Below are 18,851 nucleotides of genomic sequence, written 5' to 3'. Positions count from 1 at the left end.
GGCTCCGCGGGCCCGTCCGGCCGGCGCTGCGTCGGCCGCAGCCAGTTCAGTCCGATGGGTTAGCGTTCCCCGCGCCCGGCTAACCCGTCCGACGCCACATTCCCGTGGTGACGAGGGAGTACTCGATGACTCAACCCGCCGAGACACAGGCCGACAAGGCCGCCGCCGAGAAGGCCGCCGAGAAGGCCGCACCCGAGCCCCGGCTGGGTCCCGGCCCGGCCCGGCTGCTCGTGCTCGCCGGCGGCGGGCTCGCCCTGGTGATCTACCTGCTCAGCTTCTTCGACCCGGCCATCGTGGGTTCGCTGATCAGCGTCCTGCTGCTGGCCGGTGGTCTGCTCGGCGGCGCGGTGCTGCTCCCGAAGGCGGGCCGGCTGCTGTTGCCGGGAGCGGTGGCCGGTCTGCTCGGCTTCCTGCTCCTGCTCCAGGGCATCGCCGCCGGGGCCGGGACCGTCTCCGCGGTGACGGTCGTCATCCTCGTCCTGGGGTTCCTGGAGGCCGGCGCGCTGGTCGGGGCGTTGCTGTTCGACGCGGGCGTGCTCAAGCAGCCGGCACCGCGACCGGCCGGTGCGCCGAAGGGCTTCGGCGCCCAGCAGCCCTACGGCTACGGCCAGCAGCCCGGCTACGGCCGGCAGGGGGGCTACGGCCAGCAGCCGGGGTTCGGCGGCCAGCAGCCCTACGGTTACGGCCAGCAGCCCGGCTACGGCGCGCAGCAGCCGGGGTACGGCCAGCAGCAGCCCGGGTACGGGGCGCAGGGCGGCTTCGGCGGTTACGCCCCGCAGGGCGGCTACGGCTTCAGTCAGCCGTCGGGGGCGGGTGCGCCCGGACAGGGCGCCGAGTCCGGGCAGCCGGGTGCCGCGAAGCCGCCCGCGGCCGCTGAGCAGGCCGACGCCCCGTGGTACGGCAACGTGGCTTCCAACGCCGTGCCCACGCAGACCCTGGCCGCCGGCGGCCCGCCCCCGGCGGACGGTGCACCCGGTGGCCCGGGAACCCCGCCGGCCGGGCAGCCGAACCCGTACGGCGTATCGCAGGGCGACGCCGGGGCGGAGCCCGGGCGGCCCAAGGAGAGCGAGCAGACCCGGATCATCTCCCAGCAGAGGGGGGACGACCGCTCCGCGTGACACCGCGGCGGGTGAGAACGAGCCGCTGCGGCGTGCCTGCCCCGCCCCGGCGCCCCGCTTTGCGACGCTGACGGGGTGAGCCGCGCCCTCTCCGCTCCAGACCGGTCGGCCGACCCCGAGCACACCCCGGCGTCCGCCGTCGACCACGACCCCGCCACGGGCACGTCCGTCGAAGGCCTGGACCGGCTGCGGGTGTTGCTGGCCGGGGCGATGGGCACCGTGCTGGTCAGTTACGCGATGCTCGTCCCGGCCGCAGTCCTGGTGGTGCTCACCGCGGGTGGCGGGATGTCCGTGGACGGCGCGTTCGCCGCGGCGATCCCGCTGTGGCTGGCCGCCCACCAGATCCCGCTGATGCTGGAGGGGCAGCCGCTGAGCGTGCTGCCGATGCTGCCGACCATCGCGCTGTTCGCCGTCGTCATGACGGGCGCGGGCTGGTCGGTGCGCCGGTTGGGCGGGCGGCTGCGGACCGACGCCGGGGCGGTGCTGGCCACCCAGGCCGGGGCGCACGCCGCGGTCGCGGTGCTCGGCAGCGCGCTGCTGCCGCGGGCCGCGGCGGTGGTCGCGGCGCCGTGGGCGGCGATGGTCGGCGCGGGCCTGGTCGCGGGCGCGGCGACCGGGGCGGGCCTGCTGCGGACCTGCGGGCTGCCGGCCGAGTGGCGGGTGCGGGTGCCGGCCTGGGGGTGGGCCGGCCTGCGCGGAACGCTGGTCGGGACCATCGGGCTGCTCCTTGTCGGCGGGCTGCTGCTGCTCGCCGGGCTGGTGCTGCACGCCGTCGCGGTGCACCAGGCGTACCAGCAGCTCGCGGCCGGGTTCGGTGCCGCGCTGGGCGTCACGCTGCTCGCCCTGGCCTATCTGCCCAACGCCGTGACCGCCGGGCTGTGCTGGGCGCTGGGCCCGGGGGTGGCCGTCGGGGCCGCCGCGGCGTCACCGTTCGGGGTCTCGCCCGGCCCGTCGCTGTCCTTCCCGCTGCTGGCCGCGCTGCCCGGGGGGAAGCCGCCGTCCTGGGCGATCGCGGTGTTCCTGCTGCCGCTGGCCGTCGGTGTCCTGGTCGGCGTGACGTGCCGGCGCGCGCTGGGTCCCGGTGCGGCCGCGGTGTCGCGGCTGCGGGCGGCCGCCGTGGCGACCGGGCTGGCGGCGGTCGCGGTCGGGCTCCTCGCGGTGCTGGCGGGCGGCCGGCTCGCCGCCGGGCCCTTCGATCCCGTCCGGCTCCCGGTGCAGCTGGTCGTCCCGGCGGTGCTGCTGTGGATCGGCGGCCCGGCGCTGCTGATCGCCGCGTTCCAGCGGTCGGGCGACGGTGTGCCGGTCCCGGCCGCGGAGGAGGTCTACGAGGAGCAGCCCTACGAGCCCTATGACGATGCTCACGGGTACGAGGAGGGCTACGAGCAGGGCTACGAGCAGGTCTACGAGCAGGGCTACCCGGAGGACTACGCGGAGGCCGCAGAGGACGAGCAGGCCGAGGACCGGACCGCCGAGGACGACCGCCGCGACGACGTCGACGACGGGTACGAGCAGGACGTCGCCGAGGAGCGGGCCGCCGGCGAGGACGACCCGGACGCCGGCCAGGACTCCCGGTTGCGCGCCGAGGCCGAGCCCGGCTCCGGACCGGACTCCCGGCCCGGCCCGGACCACGGGTCCGAGCCCGACGAGGAGCCGGACCCCGAGGGTGAGACGGAGGACCGCGGCCGCGCCGCCGGGGGGCGCCCGGAGCCGGCGGAGGAGCCCGAGCCCCGGCCGCGCACGGTTGCCGAGCTGGTCGCGCTGCGGGCCCGTCAGGCCGCCGCTGCGGAGCGGACCGCCGAGCAGGGTGAGCCCGAGGCCGCCGGCGGCGCCCCCTCCGGCGACCCCCGCTGACCGGAGCACCCGGTGGGCCTCGAAGGGGACGGCCCCCATGCTGTGACGCAGGACGCGGCCTACCCTGGAGGTATCACCAGCTGAACAAGGAGCGTGCTTGCCTGCGTTGTCGAGCAGTCCCCACCGGGTCGAGCTCCCCGTTCCGTGCCGCGTGGTGGTCCTCGTCTCCGGCTCGGGCACGCTGCTGCAGGCACTGCTGGACGCCGCCGCGGAGCCCGGCTACCCCGCCGATGTGGTCGCGGTCGGAGCCGACCGCACCGGCATCGAGGGCCTGGCGCGGGCGGAGCGTGCGGGCGTCCCCGCGTTCGTCGTGCGCACGGCCGATCATCCGGACCGTGCCACCTGGGACGCCGCCCTCACCGCCGCCGTCGTCGGGCACCGCCCGGATCTGGTGGTCAGCGCGGGCTTCATGAAGATCCTGGGCCCGGGCTTCCTGGCCGGGACCGGCTGCCCGGTGATCAACACGCATCCGGCGCTGCTGCCCGCCTTTCCCGGGGCGCACCCGGTGCGCGACGCGCTGGCGCACGGGGTGAAGGTCACCGGCGCGTCGGTGCATCTGGTCGACGCGGGCGTCGACACCGGGCCCATCCTGGCGCAGGAGGCCGTCCGGGTGTGGCCCGGCGACACCGAGGCCGAGCTGCACGAACGTATCAAGATCGAAGAGCGGCGGTTGCTCGTGGGCACCGTCGATGCGCTGGCCCGCAGGGGTGCCGGCGTGAGTGGACGAGAGGTGGACATCCCGTGAGCAGCGAGTGCAGGCCGGTACGCCGGGCGCTGATCAGCGTCTACGACAAGGCCGGGCTGCTGGACCTGGCGACCGGGCTGCACGCGCTCGGTGTCGAGATCGTCTCCACCGGGTCGACCGCGCAGCGGATCGCCGACGCGGGCGTGCCGGTCACCCCGGTCGAGGAGCTGACGGGCTTCCCGGAGTGCCTGGACGGCCGGGTCAAGACCCTGCACCCGCGGGTGCACGCCGGTCTGCTCGCCGACACCCGCAAGCCCGAGCACCTGAGCCAGCTCGAGCACCTCGGCATCGCGCCGTTCGACATGCTGGTGTCGAACCTCTACCCGTTCACCGAGACCGTCGCCTCGGGCGCGAGCCCCGCCGAGTGCGTCGAGCAGATCGACATCGGCGGCCCTGCGATGGTCCGGGCGTCGGCCAAGAATCACGACAGCGTCGCCGTCGTCGTCGACCCGGTGCACTACGAGTGGGTGCTCGAGCAGATCAAGTCCGGCGGCTTCACCCTCGCCGACCGGCGCCGGCTCGCGGCCGAGGCGTTCCGGCACACCGCGACCTACGACGTCGCCGTCGCCTCCTGGATGGGCGACGTGCTGGCGGCCGGGGCGAACGGGCCGTTCCCGGAGTGGTTCGGCGGGACCTGGCAGCGGCAGGCCACCCTGCGCTACGGGGAGAACCCGCACCAGGCCGCGGCGCTCTACACCAGCGGGTCGGGTGGCCTGGCGAACGCCGAGCAGTTGCACGGCAAGGAGATGTCCTACAACAACTACGTCGACGCCGACGCCGCCTGGCGCGCCGCGCACGACCACGGCGACGTCGCGACCGTCGCGGTGATCAAGCACGCGAACCCGTGCGGGATCGCGATCAGCGCCGCGGGGGACATCGCCGAGGCGCACCGCAAGGCGCACGCGACCGACCCGCTCAGCGCGTTCGGCGGGGTGATCGCGGCCAACCGCGAGGTCACCGAGGCGATGGCCGAGCAGGTCGCCGACATCTTCACCGAGGTGGTGCTCGCGCCGTCCTACGCGCCCGGCGCGCTGGAGATCCTCACCCGCAAGAAGAACGTCCGGCTGCTGCGGCTGCCGGGCGAGGTGGTGCGCGGCGGGGCCGAGATGCGGCCGATCGGCGGCGGGGTGCTGCTGCAGCAGCGCGACGCGATCGACGCCGCGGGCGACGACCCGGTGACGTGGACGCTGGCGACCGGCGAGCCCGTCTCCGACGACGTGCTGGCCGATCTCGCGTTCGCGTGGCGGGCCTGCCGCTCGGTGAAGTCCAACGCGATCCTGCTCGCCAGCGACGGTGCCGCCGTCGGGGTCGGCATGGGCCAGGTCAACCGGGTGGACGCGGCGCGGCTCGCGGTCGCCCGGGCCGGCGACCGGGCCCGCGGTTCGGTGGCCGCCTCGGATGCGTTCTTCCCGTTCCCCGACGGGCTCGAGGTGCTGCTGGCGGCCGGCGTGCGTGCCGTCGTCCAGCCCGGTGGGTCGGTCCGCGACGCCGAGGTGACGGCGGCGGCCGCCGCCGCGGGCATCCCGCTGTACCTGACGGGCACGCGGCACTTCGCGCACTGAGCGCGGCGGTCCCCGGCGCGCTCCGTCGCCGGGGACCGGGCCTCATGCCCCCGCCGCCGGACCCGGACGTAGTCCACGTCCGGCGTGGCGGGGAGCGGCGCCGCGGGCCGGGAGAGCTGCCGATCGTGATCGCCGAGGTGGTCCTGTGCACCCGTCCGGTCGTTGCGCAGGTGCCCGTGGTCCCGGCGGCGATCCGGATCATCGCGCGCCCGCCCGCTCGGGCTGGGCGTGCCGCGCGGTGTCCTCGACGGCGCTCCGCCAGGGGCTCGGTGCGGTGCCCTGCCCGCCGCCCTGGAACAGCCTGCGGTAGAGCCCGCCGGCGGCGAGCAGCTGCGCGTGGGTGCCGTGCTCGATCACCGTGCCGCGGTCGAGTACGGCGATCCGGTCGGCCATCGGTGCCAGCGCCAGGTCGTGGGTGATCACGATGGTGGTCCGGCCCCGCGCGAGCGAGCGCAGTGCCGGTGCGAGAGCGGCGACCGAGGCGGCGTCGAGCCCGGTCGTCGGCTCGTCGAGGACCAGCACCGGCGCACCGCGCAGCACGGCGCGCGCGAACGCGATGCGCTGCCGCTGACCACCGGACAGTTGCGGGCCGCGGTGCCCCAGCGGGGTGAGGTACCCCTGGGGCAGCCGGCAGATGAACTCGTCGGCGCCGACGGCGCGGGCGGCGGCCCGGATCGCCGCCGGCGGGGCCCCCGGGCTGCCGTAGGCGATGTTGTCGGCGACCGTCCCGTCGAGCACTGCGGTCTCCTGCGGCAGCAGGGTCACGCTGGTGCGCAGCGCCGCCAGGCTGATGTCGCGCAGGTCGGCGCCGTCGAGGGTGATCCGCCCGGCGTGCGGGTCGTAGAAGCGCAGCAGCAGCCGCGCCAGCGTCGACTTGCCCGCCCCGCTCGGACCCGTGACCAGCAGCAGCCGCCCGGGCTCGGCGCGCAGCGAGACACCGCGCAGGCTGGGCCCCTCGGCGCCCGGATAACCGAAGACCACCCGGTCGAACTCGACCAGCCCGGACCTGGCCGGCCCGGTGAGCGCCGCCGGGTGGTCGGCCACCGCGGGCACCGCGTCGAGGATCTCGGAGAGCCGGTCGCCGGCGGCCCGTGCCGCCGTCACGCTGAGCATCAGGTCGCCGAGCCGGTGCAGCGGCCCGTAGAGGAATCCGAGGTAGGTGGCGAAGCCGACCAGCCCGCCGATCGTGAGCCGGTGCGCCGAGATCTCCCAGGCCCCGACCCCGAGCACGGCGAGAATGCCGATCGTCTCGAACAGGTCGGTGAGCGGCGCGTAGAGGGCGGCCAAGCGGGTCTGGGCCAACCGGGCGTGCAGCCAGCGCCGGCCTTCGAGGTGCAACCGGTCGGCCTCCCGGCGCTCGGTGCCGTAGGCCTGGATCAGCGCGACGTTGGCGATGCCCTCCTCGACGACGGTGCTGATCGTGCCGTTGGTCTCCCGTTCGCTCTGCGAGAGCGTGCGGATGCGTGCGGAGAACCGGCGGGTCGCGATGAGCAGCAGGGGGAGCAGCACCAGGATGGCCAGCGCGAGGTCCCAGCGGATGAAGAAGGCGGCCCCGGCGAAGAACAGCACCGTGGTCACCGAGGCGAGCACCTGCACGACCCCCGACGAGACCAGTTCCTCGATCACCTCGATGTCGCCGGTGAGCCGGGACACGAGGTCGCCGAGCGGGTGGTGCGCGAAGAAGTCCGGGCTGAGCCGCTGCAGGTGCCCGAAGGCCTGGTCACGGAGCCGGAGCAGGAAGTTCTCCGCCGCCCGGGCCGTCAGGTAGGACCCGGCGAACGTGGCCACCCCGCCGGCCACGGCGGTCGCCAGCCACAGCGCGGCCGGGCCCCAGTAGGCGTTCAGGCTGCCGTCGGAGACGGCGCCGTCGACGATGTCGGAGAACATCCGGACGGCCACGGTGTCGGCCGCCGCGGCCAGGACGAGCAGCAGGGTCGCTGCGGCGAGGGTGGCCCGGTCCGGCCGGGCCAGCGGCCAGAACCGGCGCAGGACCAGGGTGGCCGCACGGGTGGTGCCGACGATCGGGCCGGACCGCCCGGCCGGCGTGAGCGTCACCGGAGCCGTCCCGTCGGGGTGGTCATCTGGATCGTCCTTCTGTTTCCGTACGATTTCCACAGCGCAGGTGTCGGCCCCGGCTGGGCGCCGGCATTTCTCTCTCATTCCTGAGAGCGTGGAGAATTGATCTCGGGAGTGCTCGGAATCATCGTCGCGGCAGGAGGCCGGGGCCCGCTCGGTAGCGGACCCCGGCCGTCTCCCGTGCCCCAGGCGATGCCGTCAGGCGGGAAAGTGCCTGATCAGCGACGGTCCTTGCGCTTGTCGCAGCGCTTGTCGTCGCGCTTCGGCTCGACGGGGCGGCGGGGCGGGAGCGGACGGAACTTCGACATCTCTTTTATCTCCTTCGAGGTTGCTGCCGACCGTTTGGATCGGCCTGCAAGAAGAAAACTAGGGACGATAAATATGTATCCGCTGTCCGCGACGTGTCCTTGTTGTAGGAGGGCTACGCGGTGTCTCGGCGACCGCGATGACCGCGCCGCCGGCCAGTTCCACGGAGACCATCGGATACGGCTGAACGGCGGGGTGTCCCGGCTCGGGATTCGACGCCGGGTGAGCCAGCGGCCACTGCGCGCATGGGAGTCGGCCGCAGGTCCGCCCGGCCGGTCCCGTCATTCGGGAGCGACTTGAGGGGGTCCCCGCCGAGCCCTATAGTCCGAACATCAGTTCGAATGCGCCGACTTCCCCGCGGCGGTCCCGACGTGCGCCGGGAGGCATGAGCGGTGGTCGAGGCGGCGAGCCGGCTGGAGATGGCCCGGGGGCTGCTCCGCCGCATGGAGAACCGGTCGGAGACCGTGCGGCCGGTGGCGTCCCCGGGCGCCGACGGGCGGTTGCTCCCGGTGGCCGGGCCGCTCGCCCGGCTGCTGCCTGCCGGTGGGCTGCGGCGCGGCTCGACGGTGTCGGTCTCGGCGGGGCCCGGGGCCACCTCGCTGCTGTTCGCCCTGCTCGCCGAAGCCTCGGCCGGCGGGGCCTGGGCGGGGGTGGTCGGCCGGCCCGGGCTGGGCCTGGTGGCCGCGGCCGAGGCCGGGATCCGGCTCGAACGGCTGGCCCTGGTGCCGCGCCCGGGCCGCGACCTGGTGGCGGTCACCGCGGCGCTGCTCGACGGGCTCGACCTGGTCGCCGTGGCCGGGGTGGAACGGGCGGGGGTGTCCGCCGCGGACCGGCAGCGGTTGATGGCCCGGGCCCGTCAGCGTGGGGCGGTGCTGCTGGCCCTGGGGCCGTGGTCCGGGGCGGACGTCGAACTGGGCTGCACGCGTACGCAGTGGCAGGGCCTGGTCGGTGGTGGCGGCGGGCGGTTGTGCTCCCGCCGGGTCCGGGTGCGGCTGCGTGGCCGAGGGATCGCCCCGGCCGGGCGCAGCACGGGGATGCTGCTGCCCGCGCCCGGCGGTGGCCCCGGCGCGGGCGGGCCCGGCGTGATCGGCTCGGGCGGGGGAACCGTCGGTGACGTCGGCGCGGAACCGGCCGAGCGCCCGGCCCGGCCGTCGGGGGTCGCGGCCCGGACGGCGATGTGAGCGGGCCGCAGCAGCCGGGGAGTGCTGCGGCGGAGCCCGGGCCCGCCCGGGTGCTCGCCGTGTGGTCCCCGGACTGGCCGGTGACGGCGGCCGCGCTGGCCGAGCACGTGCCGGCGCACCGGCCGGCGGCCGTGGTCGCGGCCAACCGGGTGCTGGCCTGCTCGGCGACGGCGCGCGCCCAGGGGGTGCGCCGCGGGTTGCGCCGTCGGGAGGCGCAGGCCCGTTGCCCCGACCTGGCGGTACTCGCCCGCGACGCCGACCGCGACGCGCGGCTGTTCGAGCCGGTGGTGTCCGCGGTGGAGGAGCTGGCTCCGGGCGTCGAGGTGGTGCGGCCCGGCCTGGTGGCGTTGGCGGCCCAGGGGCCGGTGGGGTACTTCGGCGGGGAGTTGCAGGCCGCGGAACGGCTGGCCGACCAGGTGGCGGCGCGCACCGGCGTGGAGTGTCAGATCGGGCTGGCCGACGGGCTGTTCGCCGCCGTGCTGGCGGCCCGGCGCGCGGTGAGCGTCCCGCCCGGCGCCACCCCCGAGTTCCTGGCGCCGCTGGGGGTCGACGAGCTCGACCGTGAGCCGGAGGTCGACCGGTCCGAGCTGGTCAGCCTGCTGCGCCAGCTCGGGCTGCGCAGCCTCGGTGCGTTCGGTGCGCTGGAGGCGGCCGACGTCGCGTCCCGGTTCGGCGCCGACGCGGTGCTGGCCCACCGGCTGGCCCGCGGGCTGGATCCGCGGCCGCCGGTGCGGCGGCACCCGCCCGAGGAACTGGCCGTCGAGATCGAGCTCGACCCGCCGGTCGACCGGGTCGACGCCGCCGCGTTCGCCGCCCGCGGGCTGGCCGAGCGGTTGCACCGGGTGCTCGCCGGGCACGGGCTGTCCTGCACCCGGCTGGGGGTCGCGGCGTGGACGGCGGAGGGGGAGGAGCTGCTGCGGATCTGGCGTTGCGCCGAGCCGCTGACGCCGTCCGGCACGGTCGACCGGGTCCGCTGGCAGCTCGACGCCTGGCTCACCCGGGGCGGGTCCGGCGCGGTGGTCCGGCTGCGGCTGACCCCGGAGGAGACGGTCACCGCAGGGGCGCTGCAACTGGGGTTGTGGGGCGAGGTCGGGGAGGCCGGCGAGCGGGCCGGCCGCGCACTGGTGCGGGTGCAGGCGCTGCTCGGGCCGGACGCGGTGGTCACCGCGGTGCTGGCCGGCGGGCGGGATCCGGGGGAGCGGGTGCTCCTGGTGCCCTGGGGGGACGACCGCGGCGCCGTCGCCTCCGCGGCGGCCCCGGCCGGGATGCCGCCGTCGGTGCCGTCCGGGCTCTCGGCGGGGCCGTCCGGCCCGGCCGTGGCGCCCGAAACGGTCTCTCCGGCGCCGGGCTTCGTGCCGGATCCCGGCCGGACGCCCACGCCCGGCCCGGCCGGGAGCGCCACCCCGGAACCGGGAGCCGCACCCTCCGGCTCGACGATCACGCCGGGCGCCGCCCGGCGCGGGCCGGCCACCCGGCGCAGCCGCCCGGTCCGCGGTGCCCGCGCGGCGATCCGGGATCCGGTGCCGGTCTGGCCGGGCCGGCTTCCCGCGCCGTCCCCCGCGATCGTGCCGCCGGAGCCGCTGCGCGCCGAGTTGCTCGACGTCGCCGGGCTGCCGGTGGTGCCCATCGCCTGCGACCTGCTCGGTGCGCCCCCGTACCGGATCGCCGTGGACGGCGGGCCGTTCGTGACGGTGGTGGGCTGGGCCGGCCCGTGGCCGCTCCGGCAACGGTGGTGGGTGCCGGGCACCGGCGGCGGCGCGCGGCTGCAGGTGCTGCTCGACGACGGCGTCGCGTTCCTGCTGCTCGGCCGGACCGGGGGGTGGTGGGTGATGGGGATCTACGACTGATGTCTCCCTCCCGGCCTGTGGACAGATCCACCGTGTTCGAACATGTGTTCGACTATGGTTCGATCCGTGGGCTTCAACAATCCGGATGTCAGCTGGTCGGAGCTGGAGGCGGTGCTCTCCGGCCGGGCGCGCGACGGTGCGAGCCTGACCGGCGGCCCGGAGGCCGACGGCGGTGACGGGCCGGCCTGGTCGCGCAAGCGCGAGCCCTATCGGGCCCCCGACCTGCCTGGCCCGCCCGTCCGGACGCCCTACGCCGAGCTGCACTGTCACTCCAATTTCAGCTTCCTCGACGGCGCCGGCCATCCCGAGGAACTGGTCGAACAGGCGGCCCGGCTCGGTCTGGAGGCGATCGCGCTCACCGACCACGACGGCATGTACGGGGTGGTCCGGTTCGCCGAGGCGGCCGCCGAGCTCGGCGTGAAGACGATCTTCGGCGCGGAGCTGAGCCTCGGGCTGACCGCTCCGCAGAACGGGGTGCCCGATCCGGAGGGCAGCCACCTGCTGCTGCTGGCCCGCGATCCCGCGGGCTACCGGGCGCTGTGCCGCACGATCAGCACCGCCCAGCTGCGCGGGCAGGAGAAGGGCCGTCCGGTCTACGACCTCGACGAGATCGTCGGCGACACCGCGGGCCACGTGCTGGCGCTCACCGGCTGCCGCAAGGGCGCCGTCCAGCAGGCGCTGCGCCGTGGCGGGCCCGACGCCGCCGCGCTCGCGCTGCGCGACCTGGTCGACCGGTTCGGCCGCGACCACGTGGCCGTCGAGCTCACCCACCATGCGCTGCCCACCGACACCGAGCGCAACGACGCGCTCGCCGCGCTGGCCGCCGGGATGGGTCTCCCGACGGTGGCCACCACGGCCGCGCACTACGCCACTGCGGACCGCTACCCGCTGGCCACCGCGCTGGCCGCGGTCCGGGCCCGGCGCAGCCTCGACGAGGCCGACGGCTGGCTGCCCCCGGCCGGCACGGCACACCTGCGCAGCGGCGCGGAGATGGCCGCCCGGTTCGACGCGCGCTACCCGGGCGCGGTGGCCCGGGCCGCCGCGTTCGGCGCCGAGTGCGCGTTCACGATCGACCTGGTGGCCCCCGACCTGCCGCCCTTCGACGTGCCGGCGGGACACACCGAGGCCAGCTGGCTGCGCGAGCTCACCTACCGGGGGGTGGCGCGGCGCTACGGCAGCCACGCCGAGTGTCCCGAGGCCGTCGAGACCGTGGAACGCGAGCTGGCGATCATCGAGGCCAAGAACTTCCCCGGCTACTTCCTGATCGTGCACGACATCGTCGAGTTCTGTCGCAAGGCCGACATCCTGTGCCAGGGCCGGGGTTCGGCGGCGAACTCGGCGGTCTGCTACGCGCTGGGCATCACGCAGGTCGACGCGGTCGGCAACGGATTGCTGTTCGAACGGTTCCTGTCCCCGGCCCGCGACGGCTATCCCGACATCGACCTGGACATCGAGTCGGGCCGCCGCGAGGAGGCCATCCAGTACGTCTACGGCCGGTACGGCCGCGGCTGCGCCGCCCAGGTGGCCAACGTGATCACCTACCGGCCGCGCTCGGCGGTGCGGGACATGGCGAAGGCGATGGGGTACTCACCAGGACAGCAGGACGCCTGGAGCAAGCAGATCGAGCGCTGGCACGGGCTCAGCGGCGACGGGTCCGGGAACGCGCCGGCCGGGATGCCCGCGCCGGTGCTGGCCCTGGCCGATCAGCTGCTCGGCTTCCCCCGCCACCTCGGCATCCACTCCGGCGGGATGGTGATCTGCGACCGGCCGGTCTGCGAGGTCGTCCCGGTGGAGTGGGCCCGGATGGAGAACCGCACCGTCGTGCAGTGGGACAAGGACGACTGCGCGGCCGCCGGGCTGGTCAAGTTCGACTTGCTCGGGCTGGGCATGCTCACCGCGCTGCACAAGATGATCGACCTGGTCGCCGAGCACCATGACCGGGTGATCGAGCTGCACGAGCTGCAGCCGATCGACGACGCGGTCTACGCCATGTTGCGGCGGGCCGATTCGGTCGGGGTGTTCCAGGTGGAGTCCCGGGCCCAGATGGCCACGCTGCCCCGGCTCAAGCCGCGGGTGTTCTACGACCTCGTGGTGGAGGTCGCGCTGATCCGTCCCGGCCCCATCCAGGGCGGGTCGGTGCATCCCTACATCCGGCGGCGCAACGGCCTCGAGGAGTGGCGGCACGACCATCCGCTGCTCAAGGGCGCGCTCGACAAGACCCTCGGGGTCCCGCTGTTCCAGGAGCAGCTCATGCAGGTGGCCGTCGACGTCGCGGGGTTCTCCGCCGCCGACGCCGACGAGCTGCGCCGGGCCATGGGGTCCAAGCGCTCGACGCAGAAGATGGAGCGGCTGCGCGGCCGCTTCTTCGACGGTATGGCGGCCAACGGGATCACCGGGGAGGTCGCCGACGGGATCTTCACCAAGATGCTGGCCTTCGCCAACTTCGGCTTCCCGGAGAGTCACTCGATCAGCTTCGCGTCGCTGGTCTACTACAGCGCCTGGTTCAAGCACCACTACCCGGCGGCGTTCTGCGCGGCGCTGCTGAACTCCCAGCCGATGGGCTTCTACTCCCCGCAGTCGCTGGTGGCCGACGCCCGCCGGCACGGGGTGCTGGTGCGCGGCCCGGACGTCAACCTCGGCGGTGCGGGGGCGATCCTGCAGCCCGACCCGCGCAGTGCGGGTGGCCGCTCGATCCGGCTGGGCCTGGCCGAGGTGCGCACGGTGGGCGAGGAGCTGGCCGCGGAGATCGAGTCCGAGCGCGGCCGCGGCGGCCCCTACCGGGACCTGGCGGACCTGGCTCACCGGGTGCGGCTGACCGGGCCGCAGGCCGAGGCGCTGGCCACCGCGGGGGCGTTCGGTTGCTTCGGGGTGGACCGCCGCTCGGCGTTGTGGGCGGCCGGTGTGGTGGCGGCGGTGCGGCCGGACCATCTGCCCGGCACGGCGGTCGGGTTGGACGCGCCGGCCCTGCCGGGGATGACCGACGCGGAGCTGACCGTGGCCGATGTCTGGGCCACCGGGGTCTCCCCGGACAGCCACCCCATCCAGCACTTGCGCGCCCGGCTCGACGAGCTCGGCGCGGTGCGGATCGACGGCCTGGACGAGGTGGGGCGGCGAGCCGGGGCGGGCGGCCCGGCCCGGGTGCTGGTCGGTGGCCTGGTCACCCACCGCCAGCGGCCGGCCACCGCGGGCGGGGTCACGTTCCTCAACCTGGAGGACGAGAGCGGGATGCTCAACGTCACCTGCTCGGAGGGGCTGTGGGCGCGCTACCGGGCGGTGGCGACCGGCAGTTCGGCGCTGCTGGTCCGCGGCCGGTTGGAGCGCAGTCCGGAGGGCGTGCTCAACCTCGTCGCCGACCGGCTGCAGCGCCTCACGCTGGCCGTGCCGGTGCGGTCGCGCGACTTCCGCTGATCGGCGCCGCGCGTGGAGGCCTCGCCGCGAACTGCGGCGAGGCCTCCGGATGCGTGCGACGTCAGCGCTGCAGCGGGTTGCCCAGCGGCATGGGCTTGCCGCCCAGGTCCTGGCCCATTCCGTCGGCCAGGATGTAGGCGAACACGGCGCAGAACAGGAACGTCGTGATGCCGGCGATCGGGAACAGGCCCGTGTTGCCCGAGGCCACGCCGATGAAGGCGAGGGCGAAGGTGATGTCGACGAGCACGAAGCCCGCGGTGAACGTCAGCGGCAGCCGCAGGGTGATCACGGTGAGCAGCACGAAGACGATCAGGAACGACAGCAGGTAGGTCCGCTGGGTGCTCGCGACGGCCGCCGGGCTCGTCAGGCCCCACCAGCCGCTCGTGGCCGCGATCAGCAGCAGGCCGAAGCTGAGCCAGAAGGCCGAGAAGACCCCGAAGATCGCGGAGACCGGGCTCGCCCCCAGCCGTGCGGCCCAGACCGAGGCGACCAGCAGGAACAAGCCGGCCGACAACGACACGATCGGCACCATGCCGCCGGCCAGGGTCGCGGTGTCGAGGTAACCGATGAACCACAGGCCCAGCGTGATGCCTGCGGGCAGGAAGGTGATCAGACCCAGCAGCGCGGGATTCCCCTGCGGCACCGCGGCCACGTCTTCGGACAGGCCGGGTGCCTGCTGGACGTCGCTCTCCACACTCATGTGCTGAACTCCTCGTCGAGTCGAGCGGTCATCCCGGCTGCTACGCCGGTCGGGTGGAATTGTGCGCCCTCTCACACCGATTGCGGACCTCTCCGATCGGCTGGATCTTGGCCCCTGCCCACATCGTGACAAGCTCGTGACGTGCGTGTTGTGAAAGCCGACGATCTGGACGACCAGGATGAATTCGCCGATCTCGACCTGTCGGACCTGTCAGCCGGGCCGGTCGTCTGGACGCGGCGGCGGTTCGTCCGGTGCCGGTTCGTCGAGGCCGACCTGCACGGGCTCACCACCGAGGGCTGCACGTTCGACGAGTGCGACTTCACCGGCGCCGACCTGGGCGAGTCGACCCATCGCGGCACGGCGCTGCGCACCTGCACCGTGCGGCGGGCGACGCTCGTCGGCGCGGCGTTCCGCGGTTGCTCGCTGCTGGGCACGACGCTGACCGACAGCCGGCTGCGCCCGGTGGTGCTCAGCGACTGCGACCTCACGCTCGTCGCGCTCGGGCGGGCGGACCTGCGCGAGACCGACCTGTCCGGGCTGCGGCTGCGCGAGGCCAACCTCGTCGAGGCCGACCTGCGGGGCTGCGACCTGCGCGGCAGCGACCTGACCGGCGCCCGCATGCGCGGTGCCCGGTTGGAGGGCGCCGACCTGCGCGGCGTCCGCATCGACGCCGACGGTCTGGTGCAGGCTGGCCTGACCGATGCGACCGTCGACCCGGAGACCGCGCTGCGGTTCGCCGCCGCGCACGGCTTGCGCATCGGCTGACCTGCGCCGTGGCCGGGAGCGAGCCCGCGGGCTCCCGGGCGGTTCTGGGACAATGGGGGCCGTGACTGCGACGGTGATGGACGGCAAGGCCACCCTCAACGACATGCTGGCCGAGCTGGCCGTGCGGGTGGAGAAGTTGACGGCGGCCGGGGTGACCCCGGGGCTGGGGACAGTACTGGTCGGCGACGATCCCGGATCACACTCCTACGTCCGCGCCAAGCACCGCGACTGCGCGAAGGTCGGCATCACTTCGATCCAGCGCGAGCTGCCGGCCGACGCCTCGCAGGCCGATGTCGAGCGGGTCATCGACGAGCTCAACGCCGACCCGGCCGTCACCGGCTACATCGTGCAGCTGCCGCTGCCCAGGGGACTCGACACGGGGGCCCTGCTGGAGCGTGTCGACCCGGACAAGGACGCCGACGGCCTGCACCCGGTGAACCTGGGCCGGCTGGTGCTCGGGGAGCCCGGGCCGCTGCCGTGCACGCCGCGCGGCATCGTCGAGCTGTGCCGGCGCTACGGCGTCGAGCTGGACGGCGCGCGGGTGACCGTGGTGGGCCGCGGGGTGACGGTGGGCCGTCCGCTCGGGCTGCTGCTCACCCGGCGAAGTGAGAACTCCACGGTGACCCTGACCCACACCGGCACGAAGGACCTCGCCGAGGAGGTCCGCCGGGCCGACATCGTGGTCGCCGCCGCCGGGGTGCGGAACCTGATCACGCCCGACATGGTGCGGCCCGGTGCGACCGTGCTGGACGTGGGCGTCACCCGCACCGACCGCGGGCTGGTCGGCGACGTGAGCCCCGAGGTGGCCGAGGTGGCCGGGATGCTGGCGCCGATGCCGGGCGGGGTCGGCCCGATGACGCGGGCGATGCTGCTGACCAACGTGGTGGAGGCGGCCGAACGGAGCCTGCCGGAGTGAGCATCGATTCCGAACGGAGCCTGCCGGAGTGACCGCGCCGGGAAAGCGCGATCTCCGCCACCAATTGTCCGTGCACGGGCCGCTGATCCTGGTACTGCTGATCGCCGCGCTGGGCCTGTACCGGGTCCTGATCGAGCACTGGCGTGAGGGGTCGGCGCTGCTCGGCGGGTCGTTGCTGGTGGCGGCGGCGATGCGGATGGTGCTGCCCCAGGAGCGGGTCGGCCTGCTGGCCATCCGCAGCCGGGTGATCGACGTCCTCTGTTACGGCGCCTTCGGCCTGGCTGTGGTGGCGCTCGCGGCCACCATCACCCGGGGGTCGCTCACCGTCGGGCCCTGATTGACGTCGGTGTCAGGTCTGATCTGGGGTATCCTCCCGCAACCCCGCTCCGACCACGCGAGGACGGCATGGCCCCGACGGACAGCGCGAAGCCGCCGGGCCCGGCGGCCGGCTCCGGCACGGGGGTGCGTGCCCGGCGGACCCGGGCCCTGCTGCTGGCCTCGGCCCGCGAGGTCTTCGAACGTGACGGCTACGTCAACGCCCGGGTCGCCGACATCGCCGCCCTTGCCGGTGTCTCGCACGGCACGTTCTACACCTACTTCTCCTCGCGCCGGGAGGTCTTCCGCGCGGTGCTCTCCGAGGTCCGGGCCGACCTCAACGACGCACTGGCCGTCCCGCTGGGCGACGCCGGCGGCAGGCCCGACGCCGCGACCGACTTCGTGCGCCGGGTGGAGCTGTCGAACCGGGCGTTCATCCAGGCCTACCGGCGCAACCGGCGGATGATGGCGCTCTACGAGCAGGCGGCGACGATCGATCCCGAGGTGCGTGCGTTCCGGGTGGAGGACCGCCGGGCCCACGTCGACCGGATCGCGCGCAGCATCCGCCGGCTGCAGGCCGCCGGGCTGGTCGATCGCAGCCTCGACCCGCGTACCGCCGCCGCCGCGCTGGCCTCCATGGTCAGCAACTTCTGCTTCCACTGGCTGGCGATGGGCGAGCCGTTCGACGACGAGCTGGGCACGACGACCCTGACCCGCCTCTGGGTCCGCTCCCTCGGCCTGCCGGCCTGACGGCAGTGTTCAGGTCGCGTACCACCGGGTCAGTCCGCCGGTGGTGGCGGCGGCGCGCCGCCGCGGCGCGGGGCGCAGGCCCCGGCGGTGGTGAGGCGGGTGATGTCGGCGGCGTCGAGGCCGAGGCCGGCGAGCACCTCCTCGGTGTGCTCGCCGAGGCGCGGCCCGGGGCGGACCTCCCCGTGCCCGGAGGCGGAGAACCCGACGGCGGCCCGCGCCAGCCGCAGCATCCCCTCGGTGGGGTGCTCGACCTGCTCGAACAGTTCCGCGGCGACGATGTGCGCATCGTCGAAGACCTCGGGCAGCGAGTTCACCGGCATCACCGGGATGCCGGCCTGCTCCAGCGCCGTCCGCCACTGCTCGGTGGTTCGGGTGGCGAGCTCGGTGGCGACCAGTTCGTAGAGCTCGTCGATGTGGTCGGTGCGCGCGGTGATCGTGGCGTTGCGCGGGTCGTCGGCCAGCTCGGGACGGCCGATCAGCCCGAAGAACGACCGCCAGTGCTGGTCGGTATAGATCATCGTGCTGAGGTGGCCGTCGGCGGTGCGGTAGGGCCGGCGGTGCGGCGACGAGGTGCGCGCGTAGCCGGTGGGCCCGGCGGGCGGGTCGTAGACGTAGCCACCCTGCTGGTCGAGCATCGTGAAGCCGACCAGGGTCTCGAGCATCGGCACCTCGACGGCCTGCCCGACGCCGGTCGCCGCCCGGTGGTAGAGCGCGGCGTTGATCGCGCCGAGGGCCATCAGCGCGGCGACCTTGTCCGCGACGACGGTGCGCACGTACTCCGGCGGCCCGGTCGAGCCCTGCGCGGCGGCCAGCCCAGAGGCGGCCTGGATGACGTCGTCATAGGCGGGTTGGCCGTGGTACGGCCCGGCCGAGGAGAAGCCGTAGAGCGCGCAGTACACGACGGCCGGGTTGATCGCCGCGATGTCGGCGTAGCTGATCGCCAGCTTCTTCTCCGCCGCCGGCCGCACGTTGTGCACGAACACGTCGTGCTCGGCGGCGAGCCGGCCGAGCAGGTCGCGGCCCTCGGGGTGGGCGAGGTCGAGCACGATGCTGCGCTTGCCACGGTTGGCGTTGAGGAAGATCGGGCCCATCCCGGTGCCGCGCCGGTCGCCGACGTAGCGCACGAGGTCGCCGGCCGGGGGCTCGACCTTGAGCACCTCAGCGCCCATCTGGGCCATCAACAACGTGCAGTACGGACCCATGAAGGTGCTGGTCACATCCAGGACGCGGACACCGGCGAGCGGACCTCCGGGCATGGCTTCGTCGCCTCCTGGGTGGTGGATCCAGCCGGGCGAGAGTACCTGACATCCG

At 74.6% G+C, this 18,851-nt stretch carries 14 protein-coding genes; 11 read left to right on the top strand and 3 right to left on the bottom strand.

Annotated elements, in window-relative coordinates; genetic code table 11:
- The first annotated feature begins 125 nt into the window (after positions 1-125).
- From HF526_RS17500 to purH, 4 genes are all read left to right on the top strand, one after another.
- Complete coding sequence (locus HF526_RS17500) at positions 126-1,118, top strand: DUF5336 domain-containing protein (protein WP_169382534.1); 993 nt, start codon at positions 126-128, stop codon at positions 1,116-1,118.
- 75 nt (positions 1,119-1,193) lie between these two features.
- Positions 1,194-2,969, top strand: coding sequence for a cell division protein PerM (locus HF526_RS17495; RefSeq protein ID WP_169382533.1), 1,776 nt, complete (start codon positions 1,194-1,196; stop codon positions 2,967-2,969).
- 97 nt (positions 2,970-3,066) lie between these two features.
- Positions 3,067-3,714 carry a phosphoribosylglycinamide formyltransferase gene (gene purN / locus HF526_RS17490; protein WP_420821632.1) on the top strand — a complete coding sequence of 216 codons (648 nt, stop codon included), beginning with the start codon at positions 3,067-3,069 and terminating at the stop codon, positions 3,712-3,714.
- Positions 3,711-5,276, top strand: coding sequence for a bifunctional phosphoribosylaminoimidazolecarboxamide formyltransferase/IMP cyclohydrolase (gene purH, locus HF526_RS17485; RefSeq protein WP_169382531.1), 1,566 nt, complete (start codon positions 3,711-3,713; stop codon positions 5,274-5,276). The genes purN and purH overlap by 4 nt, the downstream gene beginning before the upstream one ends.
- Positions 5,277-5,474: 198 nt before the next feature.
- On the opposite strand, the gene HF526_RS17480 is transcribed toward purH, so the two are convergent.
- Complete coding sequence (locus HF526_RS17480; protein ID WP_169382530.1) at positions 5,475-7,331, bottom strand: ABC transporter transmembrane domain-containing protein; 1,857 nt, start codon at positions 7,329-7,331, stop codon at positions 5,475-5,477.
- A gap of 719 nt (positions 7,332-8,050) precedes the next feature.
- On the opposite strand from HF526_RS17480, the gene HF526_RS17475 reads away from it, so the two are divergent.
- The 3 genes from HF526_RS17475 (at position 8,051) to HF526_RS17465 (ending at position 14,094) form a co-directional block, all read left to right on the top strand.
- A complete protein-coding gene (locus HF526_RS17475; RefSeq protein ID WP_211177382.1) occupies positions 8,051-8,839 on the top strand; it encodes a hypothetical protein in 789 nt (262 codons plus the stop codon).
- Entirely contained in the window at positions 8,836-10,686 is a 1,851-nt protein-coding gene (locus tag HF526_RS17470) for a DNA polymerase Y family protein (RefSeq protein ID WP_338051540.1), read from the top strand. The genes HF526_RS17475 and HF526_RS17470 overlap by 4 nt, the downstream gene beginning before the upstream one ends.
- A gap of 66 nt (positions 10,687-10,752) precedes the next feature.
- Complete coding sequence (locus HF526_RS17465) at positions 10,753-14,094, top strand: error-prone DNA polymerase (RefSeq protein WP_169382529.1); 3,342 nt, start codon at positions 10,753-10,755, stop codon at positions 14,092-14,094.
- A gap of 61 nt (positions 14,095-14,155) precedes the next feature.
- Here HF526_RS17465 and HF526_RS17460 read toward each other — a convergent pair whose 3' ends face one another.
- Positions 14,156-14,794, bottom strand: coding sequence for an acetate uptake transporter family protein (locus tag HF526_RS17460; protein ID WP_169382528.1), 639 nt, complete (start codon positions 14,792-14,794; stop codon positions 14,156-14,158).
- A 198-nt stretch (positions 14,795-14,992) separates the two neighbouring features.
- Between HF526_RS17460 and HF526_RS17455 the strand changes: the two genes are divergently transcribed.
- From HF526_RS17455 to HF526_RS17440, 4 genes are all read left to right on the top strand, one after another.
- Positions 14,993-15,559: a pentapeptide repeat-containing protein gene (locus HF526_RS17455; RefSeq protein WP_169382569.1), complete on the top strand. Its 567-nt coding sequence runs from the start codon at positions 14,993-14,995 to the stop codon at positions 15,557-15,559.
- Between the two features lie 61 nt (positions 15,560-15,620).
- On the top strand, positions 15,621-16,475 hold the full coding sequence (locus HF526_RS17450; RefSeq protein WP_169382527.1) for a bifunctional methylenetetrahydrofolate dehydrogenase/methenyltetrahydrofolate cyclohydrolase: 855 nt from the start codon (positions 15,621-15,623) through the stop codon (positions 16,473-16,475).
- A gap of 28 nt (positions 16,476-16,503) precedes the next feature.
- A complete protein-coding gene (locus HF526_RS17445) occupies positions 16,504-16,812 on the top strand; it encodes a DUF3017 domain-containing protein (protein WP_169382526.1) in 309 nt (102 codons plus the stop codon).
- A gap of 68 nt (positions 16,813-16,880) precedes the next feature.
- On the top strand, positions 16,881-17,540 hold the full coding sequence (locus tag HF526_RS17440) for a TetR/AcrR family transcriptional regulator (RefSeq protein WP_169382525.1): 660 nt from the start codon (positions 16,881-16,883) through the stop codon (positions 17,538-17,540).
- 29 nt (positions 17,541-17,569) lie between these two features.
- Here HF526_RS17440 and HF526_RS17435 read toward each other — a convergent pair whose 3' ends face one another.
- Entirely contained in the window at positions 17,570-18,796 is a 1,227-nt protein-coding gene (locus tag HF526_RS17435) for a CaiB/BaiF CoA transferase family protein (protein ID WP_169382524.1), read from the bottom strand.
- Between the last annotated feature and the right edge of the window lie 55 nt (positions 18,797-18,851).

Source organism: Pseudonocardia acidicola (assembly GCF_012911935.1).
GTDB lineage: Bacteria > Actinomycetota > Actinomycetes > Mycobacteriales > Pseudonocardiaceae > Pseudonocardia > Pseudonocardia acidicola.
This window is presented reverse-complemented; position numbering and strand designations above follow the sequence as displayed.